The organism is Rhodococcus sp. P1Y (assembly GCF_003641205.1).
In the GTDB taxonomy this organism is placed as follows: domain Bacteria; phylum Actinomycetota; class Actinomycetes; order Mycobacteriales; family Mycobacteriaceae; genus Rhodococcoides.
In genome coordinates this window covers 4,854,894-4,872,411 of record NZ_CP032762.1, presented here as the reverse complement: position 1 = coordinate 4,872,411, position 17,518 = coordinate 4,854,894, and the positions used below count along the sequence as shown (strand labels likewise).

The 17,518-nt window shown below is 66.0% G+C and carries 5 protein-coding genes; all 5 read left to right on the top strand.

What is annotated here, in order from left to right:
• Positions 1 to 5: 5 nt before the first annotated feature.
• From D8W71_RS22395 to D8W71_RS22375, 5 genes are read left to right on the top strand one after another with little or no spacing between them, the layout of a single operon-like run.
• Complete coding sequence (locus D8W71_RS22395; RefSeq protein WP_121116694.1) at positions 6 to 8,573, top strand: AMP-binding protein; 8,568 nt, start codon at positions 6 to 8, stop codon at positions 8,571 to 8,573.
• Positions 8,570 to 9,484: a TauD/TfdA family dioxygenase gene (locus D8W71_RS22390; protein WP_121116692.1), complete on the top strand. Its 915-nt coding sequence runs from the start codon at positions 8,570 to 8,572 to the stop codon at positions 9,482 to 9,484. The genes D8W71_RS22395 and D8W71_RS22390 overlap by 4 nt, the downstream gene beginning before the upstream one ends.
• Positions 9,481 to 11,544 (top strand): AMP-binding protein, encoded by a 2,064-nt coding sequence (locus tag D8W71_RS22385; protein WP_161965498.1) that lies wholly within the window; start codon positions 9,481 to 9,483, stop codon positions 11,542 to 11,544. Before D8W71_RS22390 ends, D8W71_RS22385 begins: the two co-directional genes overlap by 4 nt.
• Positions 11,541 to 15,866 (top strand): non-ribosomal peptide synthetase, encoded by a 4,326-nt coding sequence (locus D8W71_RS22380; protein ID WP_121116688.1) that lies wholly within the window; start codon positions 11,541 to 11,543, stop codon positions 15,864 to 15,866. The genes D8W71_RS22385 and D8W71_RS22380 overlap by 4 nt, the downstream gene beginning before the upstream one ends.
• Positions 15,863 to 17,476: a cyclic peptide export ABC transporter gene (locus tag D8W71_RS22375; protein WP_121116686.1), complete on the top strand. Its 1,614-nt coding sequence runs from the start codon at positions 15,863 to 15,865 to the stop codon at positions 17,474 to 17,476. The genes D8W71_RS22380 and D8W71_RS22375 overlap by 4 nt, the downstream gene beginning before the upstream one ends.
• The last annotated feature ends 42 nt before the right edge of the window (positions 17,477 to 17,518 follow it).

Genomic DNA, 17,518 nt, shown 5'->3' with positions numbered 1-17,518 from the left:
ACGAGATGAAGCGATTGACCGCCGCACAGTCGGCGATGTTGTTCGACCAGATCGCGGCACCCGCGACGGTCGGAAACAATGTGGTGGCGTCGATGATCGTGACGAGCGAGGCGTCGGTGTCGATGCATCGGCAGGCATGGTTGGACGCGCTGCATCGGCATCCGGTTCTGACGAGCCGAATCATCGGTCACGACGACGGTTTTCGATTCGACACCGCCGAAGGCAACGTGTCGGTGGACGTGACTGCGGTGACCGATGTCGGCGACCGGCACGTGCGCGCCGAGCTCGCTCGTGTGGTCACACAGCCGTTCGATCTGTTCGCCGGCCCACTGGTTCGAGCCGCGGTCCGTACCGATGGCCGCAGGTCGGTCGTTGCGCTCGTCGCTCACCACGTCCTCATCGATGTAGCGAGTGCACCCATGATCCTGAACGAGTACTTCGCGCATCTTCGCCGGGCGGAGCATGGTGAGCTGGGTGGATTGATCACTCCCGGAGCAGATTTCGACGAGTTCGTCGACGCAGAGCAGCACTATCTGCTCTCGGCGGACGCCGACGTGGATCGTTCCTACTGGCGAGAGTTGTTGGCTGGTCATTCGCGTGATCCTCTTGCCGGACTGCCTGTGTCGAACGGTCCGGGCCTCGATCCGCTCGAGCCCTACGTCAGATTCGAGACGGATCCAGGCGCCGCGGCGGCGCTCCGATCACACGCCCGCGCTGCGGGGGTGTCGCCGGCATCGGTGTTTCTGGCGGCCTACTTGCGCGCGCTCGCTGCGGTGGGCGGCGACGGACATGGCGACCTCGCCGTCGGTTTGCCCGTTCTGCACCGCGACGAGCGGCACTCGACCACACTTGGCAGTTTCACTCAGTTGGCTGTGGTTCGCGCGGAGGTCGGCGGACGTTTCGACGAGGACATTCTGCGGGCCGGAGGGGCGCTCGCAGGAGCGAAACGTCATGGTCGTCTGCCCTTGTCGGAGATCGCCAAGTTCTCGGACGATCCGTCGAGTCTGACCAGGACCACATTCTTGTACGAGCCGTCTCATCTGGGTTTCGGTACCGCGTTCGTCCTCGGGGACGACTGGGAGTTGGACATGTCGGGGTACATCGGCACCCCGTACCCCGTTCCGTCCCAAACAGGCCAGTTCGACCTCCGCTTCCAGGCGGGCCTTGTCCACGGCCGATACGTGTGCGCAGTGCATTTCGGCCCCCACATGCGCGTAGCGGCAACGCTCGTCGCCGAACACATCTGCGAAGATCTGAGAAACCTGGCCCACACTGGCACAGTCGATTTCGTGGCCCCCGGCGTCGGCGGATCGGGTTGGACGCACCCCGCATCCCGCTCGGCTTCGCCGGGAATGCAGCGTGCTGATGACGTCGTCGCACGGATCGGTGAGGTTGCCCGCGACCGGCCAGGCGATGCGGCGGTGTCGACCGAGGCATCGTCGACGAGCTACGGCGAACTGTGGTGCTCCGCAGGCGCACTCGCGCGCACTCTGCGTGGACGCCGCGGCGAGCTGATCGCAGTGGTGATGCCGAAGAATGCCGACGCGATCGCAGCGGTCGTAGGAATCATGTTGTCGGGCAACTCGTTCGTCGTCGTCGACCCTTCCTACCCGCCTGCGCGTCGCAGTCTGATGCTCGAGGGCGTGGCCGGCGTGGTGGTACATCCTACGACCGTGGCCGCAGTGCCCGAGTCGTTCCGCGGCCTCGTGGTCGAACACTCTGCAGCGTCCGGTGAGGTCGGCGCACCAGTGCCCGACGCCGCACCGCCCCTGCGTGCCGCGTACGCGGTGTACACGTCGGGATCGACCGGCAGGCCCAAGCGTGTTCTGGTCGGACGCGACGAACTCGCTCGATCCACGGCGGCACGAGACACCGTGTACTCGGCCGAGCCGCAGCGTTTCCTGCACTTGTCCTCGCTGTCGTTCGACAGTGCGTACGCCGGGCTGTTCTGGACACTCGCGCGAGGCGGGGAGCTCGTTCTGATCGACATGGGTCAGCCGCGGTCGACGTCGGAACTGGCCGAGGTAATCGAGACCCGCGCCGTCACGCACCTGCTTGCGATTCCGTCACTCCACGACGCATTGCTCGACGAAGCGGATCGCCTTCGGTCGCTCGCGCAGGTGATAGTGGCGGGCGAGGAATGCACCGAGGCTCTGGTTCGCCGCCACCACACCGAACTGCCCAGTGCCGCGCTGACCAACGAGTACGGACCATCGGAATCGGCCGTGTGGTCGACGGCAGATCACACGAGCATCGACGGTCCCGTGACCATCGGGCGCGCGATACCGGGTATCGGCGTTCGTGTGGTCGACGAGACCGGGCAGCTGGTTGCGCCGGGAACCGCTGGTGAACTGCACGTTTCGGGCACCTTGGCCTACGGCTACGACGGTGACCCACGGACAACGGCCGACAAGTTCAGGCCCGACGCCTCGTCCAGTGACGGCGGCCGCGTGTACGCGACCGGCGATCGCGTGCGGGTAACCGCGGACGGACGCCTGCTGTTCGACGGGCGCGTCGACGAGCAGTTGAAGATTTCCGGCTTTCGCGTCGAACCGCGCGAGGTCGAGGCACTTGTTCGCCGTATCTGCGATATCAGCTGTGTCGCAGGGGCAGTCGCTGGGCCCGGCGGTCGACGCGACCTCGTCGTTGCGGTGGTCGAGGACACGTTCGCCGGACTCGACGTGGATGCGCTACTGGTCCGCATCCGCGCCGAGGTCCCCGCGCACCTTGCCCCGCGGAACATCGTGTCGGTCCCCGAGATACCCCGAAACGTCAACGGCAAGATCGATCGTCGCGCCGTGGCAGAGCAACTTGCCGCAACGGAACCCCTCACCGAATTCGAGACCGCTCCGACCCTCGGCGACGAACGAGCCCCCGCCACCGCAGTCGTGGTCGACGCGGTCCGCCACGCGCTGTCCACCACAGTCGATGCTGCACGCTCGTTCCTCGACCACGGAGGTGACTCCATCGCGGCAATGCGCGTGGTGGGGTACCTGCACCGGCGTGGATTGACACTGTCGCCGCGCGATTTGCTGACGCCGACGCCGCTGTCCGAACTCGACCCCGCTGTCGATCACCGCTCCGTGCCGACGCGCGCGAAGTCGGCCCGACTCGGCGACTCCAGGCCGACGACCCGGGCGCAGCGCGCGATGCTGTTGCAGACCTCTCGAGCTCCGTCGTCCGGTGTCTACGTCGAGCAGCTTGTTCTCGATCTCGTCGGCGACGTGGATGCGGTACGGCTCGCCGCGGCGTGGCGAACTGTGTTCACCACGTTCCCGATTCTCGGCGCGCGCTCCTCCACTCCGCCCTACGAAGTCCTCGAGACCGGCCGGACCGAGGCTGTGCCGATTGTCGTACGTGAGCATTCGGTCGACTGGGCGAGCGAACTCGCCGACGATCGCAGTCGCGGATTCTCGCTGGACGACGACACGCTTTCCCGCGTGCTCATCGCACCGGGCGCCGCGGGGATTCGTATTCTGTGGACCCACCACCACGCAGTCGCCGACGGGTGGTCGCTCCCGATCGTGCTCGGTACCCTCGCCGCCGCGTACCGGGGTGAGAACACCCTGCAGCCCCAACACGGGTTCGCAGAACTCCCCGTCGCGGACACCGTCGTACATCGCAGCGCAGCTTCGCCGTTGTTGGACCGGTTGCCGCATCCTGCCGAGGCGGAGGCCGTCGGCGCTGCTCGGACACACACGATCGAGATGCTCGTGGACATCGACCTCCTCGCGGACCGGTACGGCGTCACCACCGCCGCGCTGGTCAACATGGTCTGGTCCCTCGCGCTCGCTCGGGCATTCGGCACGCGCACCGTCGAACACGGCATGGTCAGCAGTGGACGAGACATCGGTACCCCCGGCATGGAGTCGGCCGTCGGCATGTTCGTCCGCATCGACCCGATCGCTGCCACATGGTCCTCCGGCACGACGATCGCCGACCTCGGGGCCCATGTCGCCGGGCAGGTCGCAAGCGCGATCGACGGACCGATCGCCACGGGATGGACTCCGGAGACCCTCGTGGTCGTGGAGAACTACCCGATGGACCCTTCGGTTCTGTCCTTCGGCGACGGTATCGAGACGGCGGCCGTGGACCTCGTCGAACAAACCGAATTTCCACTGGTACTGCAGTACCGACAGTGGCCTGCACGTGTGTGCCACCTGCACGTGGACACAGCCCGCGTCCCCAGCGCCGCCGCGGACGCACTGGCGAACGGTGTTCGATCGATCCTGACGACCTTGGCGACGGCACGAGCCGACATCTCGGTCGAGGAGATGTTCTCGCGCCCCGAAGTCCATGCACCGACCGTTCGGGCCCGGCCCCGCCCGGTCGTCGAGCGGATCGCCGATCACGCCCGCCTCACCCCGCTACGCCCCGCACTGGTCCATGCGGGCACCACGACGACGTACGCCGAACTCGATTCCGCACGCGGTGATCTGGCCCGGGGCCTGCACGACGCCGGAGTCGCGCCCGGCCATGTCGTCGCGATCCGTTCAACCGCGGATGCAGCGCTCGCTCCACTTCTGCTGGCAGTCCTGACCGTCGGTGCAGCATGGATTCTGATCGACGACGACCTGCCACCCCGGCGCGCCGACATCATGCTCGCCAGGTCGGGTGCGCACTGGACGCTCGACCAAGGACACGAGCCAGTTCGAACCGATTCCGCCCTCCCGCCCGCCGGTGCTGCCTCGCTCCGCGCTGCGATGTCGTTGTCGGATCTGGCGTACCTGATCTTCACCTCGGGGACGACCGGGGAACCCAAAGCAATTGCGGTGAGCCAGGATGCGCTTGCGGCGCACCTCGACGGGATCTGTGCCCGGTTCGGCTACGACTCCTCGGATTCCGTGCTCGTGTTCGGGTCGGTGGCGTTCGACGCGTCACTGGAACAACTCTTCGGCGCACTCGTAGTCGGTGCAACCGCCGTGAGCCGGCCCAAGGACATCGTCGATCCGGCCGATCTTGCGACATTCCTGTCCGAACACGACGTCACCGTGTTCAATCCGCCGACGGGGTACTGGACCCAGTTCTTCGGCCGAGCGCTCCCTGCGTCCATCCGTACCGTCGTCGTCGGAGGCGAGGCGTTGCCCGCCTGGGCCACGACGGTCGACGGCGAGGTGACGTTGTGGAACGCGTACGGACCGACCGAAGCCGTCGTGACCGCCCTGACCCACAGGGTCACGTCGGGCGACACCGACCCGCTGCCGATCGGATCTCCGCAATCAGGCCGCGGCGCAGTGCTTCTCGGACCCGACCTTCTACCCGTTGCGGACGGTGTTCTCGGTGAGATCTGGCTGACAGGCATTCTCGCCACCGGATACATCGGCGATGCGCGCGCAACTGCCGATGCGTTCCGACCCGATCCCGACGCGCCGGGAAAAAGGATGTACCGCACCGCTGACCTCGGCTTTCGGCGCGCAGACGGCGAGATCGTGTTCGCCGGCCGTGCCGATCGACAGGTCAAGGTCCGTGGCTACCGTGTCGATCCGGCCGAGATCGAAAGCGCGGCAGTAGCCGTCGACGGTGTTGCCCGCGCACGGGCAGTGCTCATCGCACCGAGCGCACACGTCGCAGCGCGGCTCGAGTGCGCGGTGGTGACGGACGGTTCCGGCCTCGACGCGCACACAGTTCGCGCCGCGATGGGACGGGTTCTTCCCGTACACCTCATGCCCTCACGTGTGCATGTGGTGTCGGAGTTGCCGCTGACCCGTACCGGGAAGGTCGACGACGACGCACTGCGCACCGCCGTCGCGGCCGTGAACGAGTCCGAGGGCGACCCGGGAGACGCCGCAGACGTCGACGGTATCGTGTCGGCGGCGATGCGTGACGTGCTCGGCGACATCGATCGCTCGACAGGATTCGTCTCGGCCGGCGGAGATTCGCTTCGGGCACTGGAGCTCTCGGCGATCGTGCGTCGAAGCGGTGTGGTGCTCGACGTACAGGTAGCGCTCGCCGACGGGACGATCGACCAACTCGTTGCCACTGCCACCGTCGACCCCTCGGTGGTATCCGACGGTTCGCAACCGGAACGTTCTCGTCTGCTCCCTCCAGCCGTGCACTGGTTCCGCGAGCGGGTCTCGCAGACTCCGGTGTCGACGTGGAACATGGCTGTGCGGTTCGAACTCGACGGTCTTCCGGACAGCGCGGTCACCGACAAGGCAGTGCGGAGCGTTCTCGACGTTCACCCGATGCTGCGTGTCCGTCTGGACGAGAAAGACGCAGTGCGCGAGTTCGTCCTCTCGGACACATGCCCGGTTGTCTACTTCTTCGACACCAATGCCGCGGAGACGGAGAGGGCGTGCACGAGGGTCTTCAACACGTTGTCGACGCGAGTGGGGATGGACAACGGCACGCCGATCGGTTTCGGCTTCGTTCGTGACATGGAGACCGGGCGCACCAGCGTGATCGTTCTCGCCCACCACTTCGTCATGGACGTCGTGTCTCTCCAGATCGTCGCGGGTGATCTTCTCGAAGCGCTTGCACACGCGGCTGATCCACACTTCTCGCTTCCCCCGGAGCGCACCAGTGTTCACGAGTGGGTCCAGTGGCTCGCGTCCGACGCCGGTACGGCGGCGGCACTCGAGGCGTACCGCGCCGCCTACCGCGGATTGCCGGAACGACCCGCGGTCAGCGAACACATCGATCCCGGACTCGAGGGTGAGGCCGGCGTGACGGAGCGGGCCGTGTCTGCGGCGACCGTCTTTGCGGCCACTTCTGCACTCGGCGCGACCATCGAGGAACTGTTGCAGTCGGCCGCGGCAACCGCGCACACCGCGACCACGGGTGTGAATCCAGCGGTGCTCGAGGTCGAAACCCACGGACGTGAACTCGGTGCGGACACGATCGATCTGACTCGAACCGTCGGCTGGTTCACCAGCCTGTCCGCCGTCCCCGTACACGCCGACAGCGCAGATGCGCAGATCGCCGAGATTCGCGGGCGTCGGCGCTATCTGGGCAGTGCTGGGCAGCTGACGGGCACGCTGCGGTACGTACTCGGCGCTGATCCGTCACCGGTGCTGCATCCGGAGGTGGGTGTGAACTACGTCGGCCGCCTCGACGACGAAAGGGCCGGGTCGATGCGCGCGTACGGATCCGGACGCCTGCGTGCATCGGGGACTCCGCGGCCCGTCGCCGTTCAGATCGATGCCTGGCTGCGCGGCGACGAGTTCGTGGTGTCGGTCGAGCATGTCGACGCCGAATCCGCCGAATGGACTGCCGATGCGATCGTTGCGGCGTTGAACGACGCAGGCCGTGCCCGGCCGGTACCGGTGGCGACGGGCGTGTGCGAGGTCGATCTGCGCGGGAACACCCTCGACGACATCCTCACGGCTGCAGGCGGAAACGTCGAGGCCGTCGCGCCGCTCACCGAGGTGCAGGAAGCTATGTACCTTCGCAGTGACTCCGATGCGGACGCCGCGTACGTCGAACAGATCGTGCTGGCACTTCCTGAGGGAACCGACGCCGCACGACTGCGAGATGCCGTCGAATCCGCAGGCACAGCGATTCCGCTATTGCGCGGAGTGATCACCTGGGAAGGTCTGGCGGATCCGGTCCTAGTCGTACCTGCGTCTGCATCCGTGGCAGAGGTGGTCGATCGGGTCGATGCGAAGTCGGAAATTCGTGCGGTGGCGGACGGTTCTGCGCTGTTCCGCGCGAGCATCACCTCGTCGACTCTCGTTCTCACCTTCCATCACCTCGTGGCGGACGGATGGACTACTCGAATGCTGGTGCAGCACATTGACGATCGGTACGCGGGTCGGCCGGTGCCGACCCGCCCCGACCGCCGCATGCTCGATCACATGGTGGCATCGGCCGGCCGAGAACGATTCCCCTCGCTCGACCGATCGGCCGCCGTACTGCTGCCCGCGCTGAATGCGCCCGTGGCCTCCGGGACGCCAGGTAACACGGATCTCACCCGTGTGGTGCATCCGGACCGGGCACGAGACATCCGGCGCGCCGCCGCACGGCACGGGGTGACTCTGGCATCGCTCGCCCACGCGGGCTGGGCACTTCTGCTCGCCGACGGCATCCGACGCGTACGGTTCGGCAGCATCGGCCAGCGTCGCCCCACCGGCCACGACGATGCCCCGGGAATGTACATCGAGGCACGCACTCTCGATCTCCGTGTGCCCGCGGGCGTCGATATCTCCGAGCTGCTCACTGCGACACACCGCGCCCTGCAGAGCGACGGTGGCACCTCGCCGGAGCCCGGGGCGCTGGTGACCGTCGGGACCGGTGCGATGTACGAATCCGCCGTCATCGTCGACGACGTTCGCGGAACCGGCTCGGCCGCAGAATTTCTGGGGCGTCCAGTCCAGGTCGTGTCCAGCCGCGAACGAACCGGTCTGGCACTGACGGTCTCGGTGCTCGATCGTGGAATCGTCGACGGTGTCGAGGTCACGCTCAATTGCGACACCGCGCACGTATCCAAATCCGACGGGCACCGCATCCTCGAGGACTACATCGAGATTCTCCTGACTCTCGCACGCGAGCAGCCCGGTGACGCTGGGCCTGCAGACAGAACCGACGTACCGACCGATCCAGCTGTCGAATCATCACCGAGGAGCAATCGATGACCATCACGAGCACGGCCGTTCGCGTCGGCACGGACGCGGCGGCATGGACCGAGAACAACCTCGACGAATTGCGCGGAATACTCGCCGATACCGGTGTTCTTCGCCTGCAGGGGCTGGGGGAGTCGGTCGCACAGTTCGACGCGATCACCACCGCCGTCACCGGATCCGAGCCACTCGAGTATCAGGGCGGTGCGACGCCGAGGACCAGGCTCGACCGCAACGTCTACTCGTCCACCGACTTCCCCTCCGAGTACGCAATCGACCTGCACTCGGAGATGGCGTACGCGCCGACGTGGCCTCTGCACCTTGCCTTCTGCTGCGTGCAACCGTCGGAGACGGGCGGTGCTACTCCGCTTGCCCCAACCCGCGACATTGCCGAGCGGCTACCCGGCCGTCTGGCCGACAAGCTTGCCGCACATGGTATTCGGTACCGACGCGCGTTCAGCTCGATGCTGGGCATCGACTGGCGGAGTGCCTACGGCGTCGAGAACGTCGACGAGTTGACCGAAGAGGTGTCCGCGCGCGGAGAGACGCTGGAGATCGTCGACGACACCGTCTCTACCTGGTGGACGCTGCCTGCATTTCAGACGGTCGACGGCGAGCAGTCCTGGTTCAACCAAATGGTGGCCTTCAACGTCAGAACGCTCCCACCGGGCGTCCGCGACGACCTGCTGCTCGTCGTCGGCGAGGAGGGGATACCGAAGAACACGTTGTTCGGAGACGGAACCCCCTTCGACGACGGCGACGTCGCTGCAGTGCGCGACGCGGTCGACGCGGTGTCGCTCGCGATTCCATGGAACGAAGGGGATCTGACCATCGTCGACAACCGACGGTTCGCGCACGGTCGTCAGCCGTTCACCGGATCCCGTCAGGTGCGGGTCTGCATGACAGGAGAGGGGACCTGGAGATGAGCACCCATACAGAACTTTCGGGCCGACTGGCCGGCTCGTGGCTGCGCACGCACTCCCGATCGGAAGGCGTCGCTGCCACCGTCCACGATGCGGAGCACAGCGTCGTGAGCGACGCAGTGCGCGACGCCCTCGAGCTGTTCGTGCTCGGTGAGCAGCCGGTCGAATCCCCGCGTGTACACGGCACCGACACAGGCTGGGTAGCCGAGATCGACGGACTGGTCGTCACTGCCGATGCCCACCACGTCGTAGTCGATGCAACACGGGGCAACCTCCATCTCGATCCGCTCGTCGCGGCCTCGATCGCGCGGGAGACAGCGCGCAGGCTCGGCGCCGATATCGCCGAGGACGAGCAGGTGCCCGAGGCCGAACCGCTCGAACATCGCGACGTCGTCGATCGTATTCGGGGGCACGCCGTCACCTTCGGGCATCGCACCGCAGTTCGGCTCGAGAACAACTCCATCGACTACGCAGAATTGGTAGCGGCCGCGGAGAGCCGCGCCGATGTGCTGGACCAGGCGCATGCCGGTGAGCACGTCGTGGTGCGCTTCGATCGATCGATCGACACGGTCGTGAACCTACTCGGCGTCCTCGTCTCAGGTCGCGCATACCTGCTGCAGTCCGCGCGGGACGACTCCGGTTACGCCTCGACCGCAGCTCGATTCGTATCCGCGCATGCTGCATTCAGTGGAGACCGCATAGTCCGCGGCACTGCCGCCGCCTACGTGCAGTTCACGTCTGGGACGACAGGAACGCCCAAGGCCATTGTGGTGGAGCGAGCCCAGCTCGCGGCCTACTGCGCATTTCTCGAAGCCGAGGGACTGTGCGGACCGGACATCACGATGCCCACTCTCAGCGCGCCGGAGTTCGACGCGATCGTCAAGCAGATCTGGGGTCAGCTCGCGGCGGGCGGAACGGTCGTGTTGACCGAGACCGACGACGTTCTGCGTGAGATCGAAACAGCCACAACCGTTCCCGATGTCGCCATCAACACCGTTCCCACCGTGTGGCGGCAATTCCTCGATGTGGCAACACATCTGTCGATCGCGACGCCGGGCACCCTGCTGCTCGGAGGCGAGGCCCTGGATCCCGACCTCGTCGAGCGCACACGGGCGGTGTGGCCCAGTGTACGAATCGTCAACCTGTACGGGCCGTCGGAGTGCACCTCCAACGCAGTCTGGTTGCGGGAGGTCGACAACGGACGCGATCGAACGGCCATCGGTGACGCCATTCGCGGATCCGGTGCACTCGTTCTCGACGAGAATTTCGATCCCGTTCCCTTCGGAGCCGTCGGGTCACTGTTCGTCACCGGTGACAGCGTCTCGCGCGGCTACCACGGTGACCCGCGAAAAACTGCCGCGGTGTTCTTGCCTGCCGACACGGCTGTGCCGGGTGCGCGTATGTACGCGACCGGTGACCGCGTGCGGGCGACCACGGACGGTCTCGTCTACCTCGGACGCGAGGACGCCCAGGTCAAGGTCAACGGGGTGCGTGTCGATCTGGAAGCGTTGCGCAGCGACCTCGTCGGACTGGACGGGGTCGGTGGTGCTGTCGTTCTGGCCGGAGAGGGCGGCGTCGACATCGTCGTGGAGTCGCCGGACGAATCGGTTCTGGTCGCGGTGCGCGCTCACATCGCCGAGAACTGGCGCCGAGAACTGGCGGCGAGCCGAGTGCGTCGCGTCGAGTCGATTCCTCGTACGGCCACCGGCAAGGTCGACGCATCCAAGCTGGCAACCGACGTGACCGATAGTGTCGAATTGTCCGCCCAGGTCCAGTCCACCGATGCGGCCAACCCGCCGCACCGGGTGCTCGAGATCATCTGGGGCAACGTGCTGGGGGCCGAGAACCCACGTCGGGCCACCTCCATTTCCGCCCTCGGCGGAGATTCGATGAAACAGCTCAAGCTGATTGCGCTCTACCGGCGCATCCTCAAGGTCGACGTCTCGCTCGAAGACTTCCGTCAGCGGGACAGTCTCGGCGATCACGAGGACCTCTTGCTGCAGCGCGTCGATCGTGCGCACCTCGACCTCGTCGCGGGCTCGCTCGAAAGGACAGGTCGGTGAGCGACCTCGATCTGCTTCTCGCTGCCGCCGACGCCTCGCCGAGCCGGCCTGCCGACATCCCGGCAGTGTCACCGAGTCCATATCAGGAACGCCTGTGGCGAGCGCATCTCGCGGCACCCGATACCGCCTACTCGGTGCCGGTGGTGTTCGACATCGACGCCAGCGCAGCGGAGGACGTGATCGCCGCGATCGCTGCGGTACTGCGTGTACGGGACGTCTTCGCCACTCGAATCGTCGATGCCGAGAACGGCTTCGTGCTCGCGGCCACCGAGGAGGTTCGCCCCGAGATTCGCGACTTGGACGGCACGGACAACGCAGCTGAATTGGACGCCGCCACCGAAGAGATTCTCGGGCGGCCATGGACCGACGGACCCCTGGTTCGGGTAGCGCTGCTGCGTCGTGCGGGCAATCTCGCCAGGGTCGTTCAGGTATTTCATCACGCGGTGATCGACGGCCATTCGGTGTCACTGCTCGTCGAGGACATTGCTCGTGAGCTCTCCTCACCGGGGCACGCTGCGCGGTCGCACCCGGTGCGCTATCACGACGTTGCTCGCGTCCGCCCCGAGTCGTCGGCGTGGTGGCGTGCGTACCTGGCCGCAGTGCCTCATCGACAGGCGCGACGGCTCGCGGCGACCGGAGCGCCGATCGTCACCCGCCGCGGCGTCACGAGCACGGGTGCCCCCGATTCCGCAGCCTGGCTTGCCGCCGTTGCCGTGACGCTGTCGAGGATGCTCGACGCTCGTGTTCTGTGCCTGTCGGTCCCGCTGGCCAATCGCCGCGAGCTCGAGGAATTCGATGTGGTCGGACCGTTGGTCAGCACCGTCCCGCTCGTGATCGAGGTCGCTGAATCGGACACCGTCGGGAACGTTCGTCGACGCATCGAGCGACTTCTCGCCGACGCTGCCGCTAACGCCGACGTCGATCTGGCGTCCGTGTACGCCGATATCAGGCGCGAGGATCCCGAATTCTGGCTTCCCACCGACATTTTCGTCAACATCCAAAGCGCGGATCGGTCCGCGATCACCCTCGGTGATGCTGTGGCGTACCCGGTTGCCGTGCATACCGGTGAGATGAAAGCGCCGTTGACGATCAGCATCTCGGCCACCGCCGCACCCGAGATACAGATCGAATCGGCCCTGTCCGGATGGTCGGCGGTGACACACGACGGCGTCCGGGATGTGCTCGAGGCAGTCGTTCGGGCAGACTCGGATACCTCGATCGCGGACGTAGTCGTCGGGCCGACCGGGGCACCCGAGATACTTCCGGCCTCCGATACGAGCATCGTTGCAGAGTTGGTGCGCGCAGCCGACACCGAGCACACTGTGTTGGTCGCACCCGACCGCACACTCACCCATACCGAACTCGCTCGTGAAATACGAGGTAGGGCAGCCATTCTCGTCGAGAACGGAGTCGGAGCCGGTGACTCCGTGTTGCTCTCGGTCGAACGGGACGCGGCGTTCGTGAGCTGGGCAGCCGCGATCATGGCACTCGGCGCCGCGTACGTACCCGTCGACACCCGACACGGCGCAGCACGCTTGTCCGCGATCGCGCAGCAGTCCGGTGCCCGTCTCGGCGTGCTGTCGGACGCATCGGTCGCGCCGGAGGATCTATGGATCCTCGATCGCGCTACAGCGCCGTCGGAGTTGAGTACCGCTCTCCCCGAGCTCGATTCGACACTTCCGGCGTACGTGATTTTCACCTCCGGTACCACCGGCGTACCCAAGGGCGTGCCCGTCACCCACGCCAACCTACTTGCCTTGCGCGACGCCACCACGACGTTGATCGAGCCCGGCGACATCGTCTCTGCAGTGCACGCCTTCACCTTCGATTTCAGTGTGTGGGAACTGTGGACGGCTCTGTCTCGGGGGGCACGCGTGGTGATGTACGACGACACCGTCGTGCGAGATCCGTTCGTGCTTGCGGACCGACTGCGCGAGGACCGCGTCACAGTGTTGTCGCTGACCAACACCGCGCTGGGTTCACTGCTCGCGGCGCGCCCCGACCTGCCCTCCGTACAACGCGTCGTTCTCGGCGGCGAGCAGGTCTCGTCCGCATACGTGCGGCAGTGGTTCGACACCATCAGTGATGCGGCCGTCGTCAACATGCTCGGCGCCACCGAGACGACAGTGCACACGACCCGCCGGTTCGTCACCGCAGCCGATCTGAATTCGCCGACTGTGCAGGTAGGGGAGCCGCTCGCGCACCTCGATGTGGTGATCGTCGACGACAACGGGCGAGCGCTACCGAGGGGAGTCGCCGGCCAGATCACTGTACGCGGGGCAGGTCTGGCCCTCGGATACCTCGGCCGTGGCGCTCTGACGGCGTCGCGATTCGTACCGGACCCGTTTCCGGGCGCCCTGCCCGGTGCCCGGCTCTACCTCACAGGCGATCTCGGACACTGGCTCGCACCGGGTGAGCTGCAATTCGAGGGCAGGATCGATTCGCAGGTGAAGGTACGAGGGCACCGCATCGAGGCATCGGGCGTCGAAACCGTTCTCGAACAGTCACCCGGTGTGCGGCGAGCATGCGTGGTCGCACACGAGAACCAGCTGCTTGCGTTCGTCGACAGCGACGAGTTCGACGCCGGGGAGCTGCAGTCGGCAGCTGCGGCCAGCCTCGCCGCGTACGAAGTGCCCGATCGAATCCACCGAGTGCGTTCGTTCCCGGTCACGGTCAACGGCAAGCTCGACCGCCGGATCGAGTCGTTACTTGCCGCTGCCGGTACCGAGGACGAAAAGCTCTCCTCGGCCGGATCGTTCGAGAGTGTGGTCGAGAGGGTCCTGGGCGACCGAGTCGTCGATCTCGATCGATCGTTCCTCGCCAACGGCGGTGATTCGATTCTCGCGGTGCGCCTCGTCAGCGATATCAGGGCACGCGGAATCGACCTCGGCGTCGGAGATGTGCTGGGAGCAGCCACCCTACGGTCGATCGGTGAGCTCGCCGCGGCCCGCGCCCCGCAGGTAGTGGCGGCCGACGTCGCCATCGCACCGTTCGAGCTGATCGAAAGCTCGGTTCGCGACGCGTTGCCCTACGACATCTCCGACGCATACCCGCTGTCGGCGGCGCAGGAGGGGATGTTGTTCCACATTCGCGCCGATGCGTCCGTGGGGGTCTACCACAACACTGTCAGCATCCGGATTCGCGGCGGACTGGAGCCCTTGGCGTTTCGAGTCGCCCTGGCCGATGTGATTCGCCGACACGAGGTGTTGCGTACGTCGATCGACGAGTGGAGTGCCATGGAGCCACTACAACTCGTGCACCGACACGCCTCGACTCCGTTGACGGTGGTCACCGTCGGTGCGGACGCCGATCCGGACGTTGTCATCGACGATCTGGTTGCGCAGGAGCGTGTTCGGCCGTTCGATCTGGAGCGGGCTCCGCTGTTTCGCATCACTCTGGTCCGGGTTGCGCCGGGGGAGGATCAGCTGATCATCAGCGACTCCCACGTCGTGCTCGACGGCTGGAGCTGGACGTCGACCCTCGCGGAGATCATCGATCGCCACAACGCGCTTCGCCGTCGTGATCCGAACTACGATGCCAGTATCACCGCGGTGCCGGTGAAGTTCGTCGATTTCGTTGCGGCCGAACAGCATGCGCGGACTTCGCAGGACACCGCCGATGCGTGGACGGACCACCTGCGCGGAGTTCGTCCCCGCGTCGTTGCCGACGTCGGCGCAACCGGTGCGCGTGCAATGCAACGGACCGAGTTCGACGCCGCAGCACTCGGTCCGCGCGCAGAGAGTGCAGGACTGTCGGTCCGCCACCTGGCGCTGGCCGTGCACGTTCGCGCAATGTCCGAGGTGTTCGGCGCCGCGGAGATCGTCACGGGCGTCACGTCCAACGGCAGGCTGGAGCGTGAGGGCGGTATCGACGCACGGGGAATGTTCCTCAACATGATTCCCTTGCAGTTCTCCTCACTCGACGATCCGATCGCGGCAGCCGAGCACATTGCGCGGACCGACGCGGCAATGGTGCCGTACAGGCGACTGCCGAACGTCGACATCACCGCTCTGGCAGGCAAGGGGCCGCTGTTCGACTTCGGATTCAACTTCGTGCGGTTCCATCGTCTCGCGGAGGTCGAGAAAACCCACACGTTCGGGTCGAAGGACACCGATTCCCATTTCTCGCAGGAGGATACGGATTTCACACTCATGGCGACATTCTCGATCCATCCACCCGAGCATCGCCTCGCGCTGATGCTGATCGTCGACACCGCACGTGTCTCGCCCGCACGGCATCGCAGGATCGTCGACGCGTACAACGCCGCACTTCGGTGGGCGACCCAGCCGGGAACCGAGGACAGAGGAGAGACAACGCAATGAAAAACTTGCTTGCAGTATTACTTCGGGGTGGGCGGGGAATATCCGTCCTCGCCGTGGTCGCCGGGATCGTCACCGGCGTGGCCACCATCGCGATGGTGGCCACGATCACCACGGCCGTCTCGACCGACAGCGGCCTCGGCGCGCTCCCGCTGTTCATCGGTGCGGCTGTGCTGGTCCTGCTGTCGGGCGCGCTCGCGTCGAACGCACTGGTCCGGGTCACTCAGCGGTCCGTGGATCGGTTGCGGACCAAGCTGGTCGACGACCTTCTCGCGATTCCGCTTCGCCGGTTCGAAGCGTTTCGCACCTCCCGCGCGACTGCGGTCCTCACCGAGGACCTCGCGGCGGTCGGCCAGGCGGTGCAGTCGCTTCCGCTGCTCCTGATCAACTCCGTGATCGTGATCTGCGCACTCGCGTACGTCGGGATCCTGTCGCCGATCGCACTCCTCGTCCTGGTGGCGGTCATCGTCGTCGGTGGGAGTGCATACGCGTTCGCCAACGGCAAAGCGGGCGTGCACATGACCCGTGCGCGTCAGGCACAGGACGGTTTGCACGACTCCTACCAAGCCATCACCCACGGCTTCAAGGACGTCAAGCTCAGTGCCCGCCTCCGCCGCTCACTCGTCGACGACGATCTACGCACGCATTCCGCGCGGTATGCCGACAGCGTGGTCAAAGGATCCACCGTCAGCCTCGTCACCGGCTACTGGGGCCAGATGCTCTTCCTTGCATGCGTGGGTGCAGTCGCGTTCGGCGGTGATGCACTGGGTATTCCGGCGCAGGATCGCATCGGCGTCGCCCTCGCTGTTCTGTACCTGAACACTCCGTTGGTCACGGTGCTCAACATCGGTCCGGTGCTCTCGCGCGCCGTCGTTGCGCTACGCCGCATCGAGGAGGTGGCCACGCTTCGAGAGGCGACCGAGACGGCGCAGGTGAACGATCGCCCGTCGGTGGTCGACGAGATCGGGGTCGACGCAGTGCGATTCGCCTACGCCACCGACAATCCGGGTGAATCCTTCGCCATCGGGCCGGTGTCCCAGCGATTCACCCGCGGTTCGATCACATTCCTGGTCGGTGGAAACGGCAGCGGCAAAAGCACTCTCGGGCGCATTCTTGCCGGGCTGTACACGCCGGACGGCGGCGCAGTCACCGTCGACGGTATTCCGTTGTCCCCAGAGCTCACCGTCGCCTACCGCGAGAACGTCTCGGCCTGCTTCGCCGATTCCTACGTCTTCGGGCGTCTTCGATCCGACGAACCCGAAGTGCTCTCGCGGGCTCGGTACTGGCTCACCGAACTCGGACTCGACGACGTGGTCGAGCTCGACGGCGACCGGCTGCTCTTCGACGGTCTCTCCAGTGGCCAGCGCAAGCGCCTCGCGCTCGTGGAAACGCTCGCCGATCCTCGCGACGTCGTCGTACTCGACGAGTGGGCCGCCGAACAAGACCCGGAGAACCGTCATCGCTTCTACACCGACATCCTTCCTCGCATCCGCGACGAAGGCCGCATCGTGATCGTCGTGACCCACGACGATCGCTATTTCGACCTGTGCGATCGCCTCGTGAAACTCGAACGAGGTGCACAGGTGCTCACCGAACTACCAGCACATCACTGACACCACACGCTTGACGAATCGGACACTTCTGACGAGGGGAAG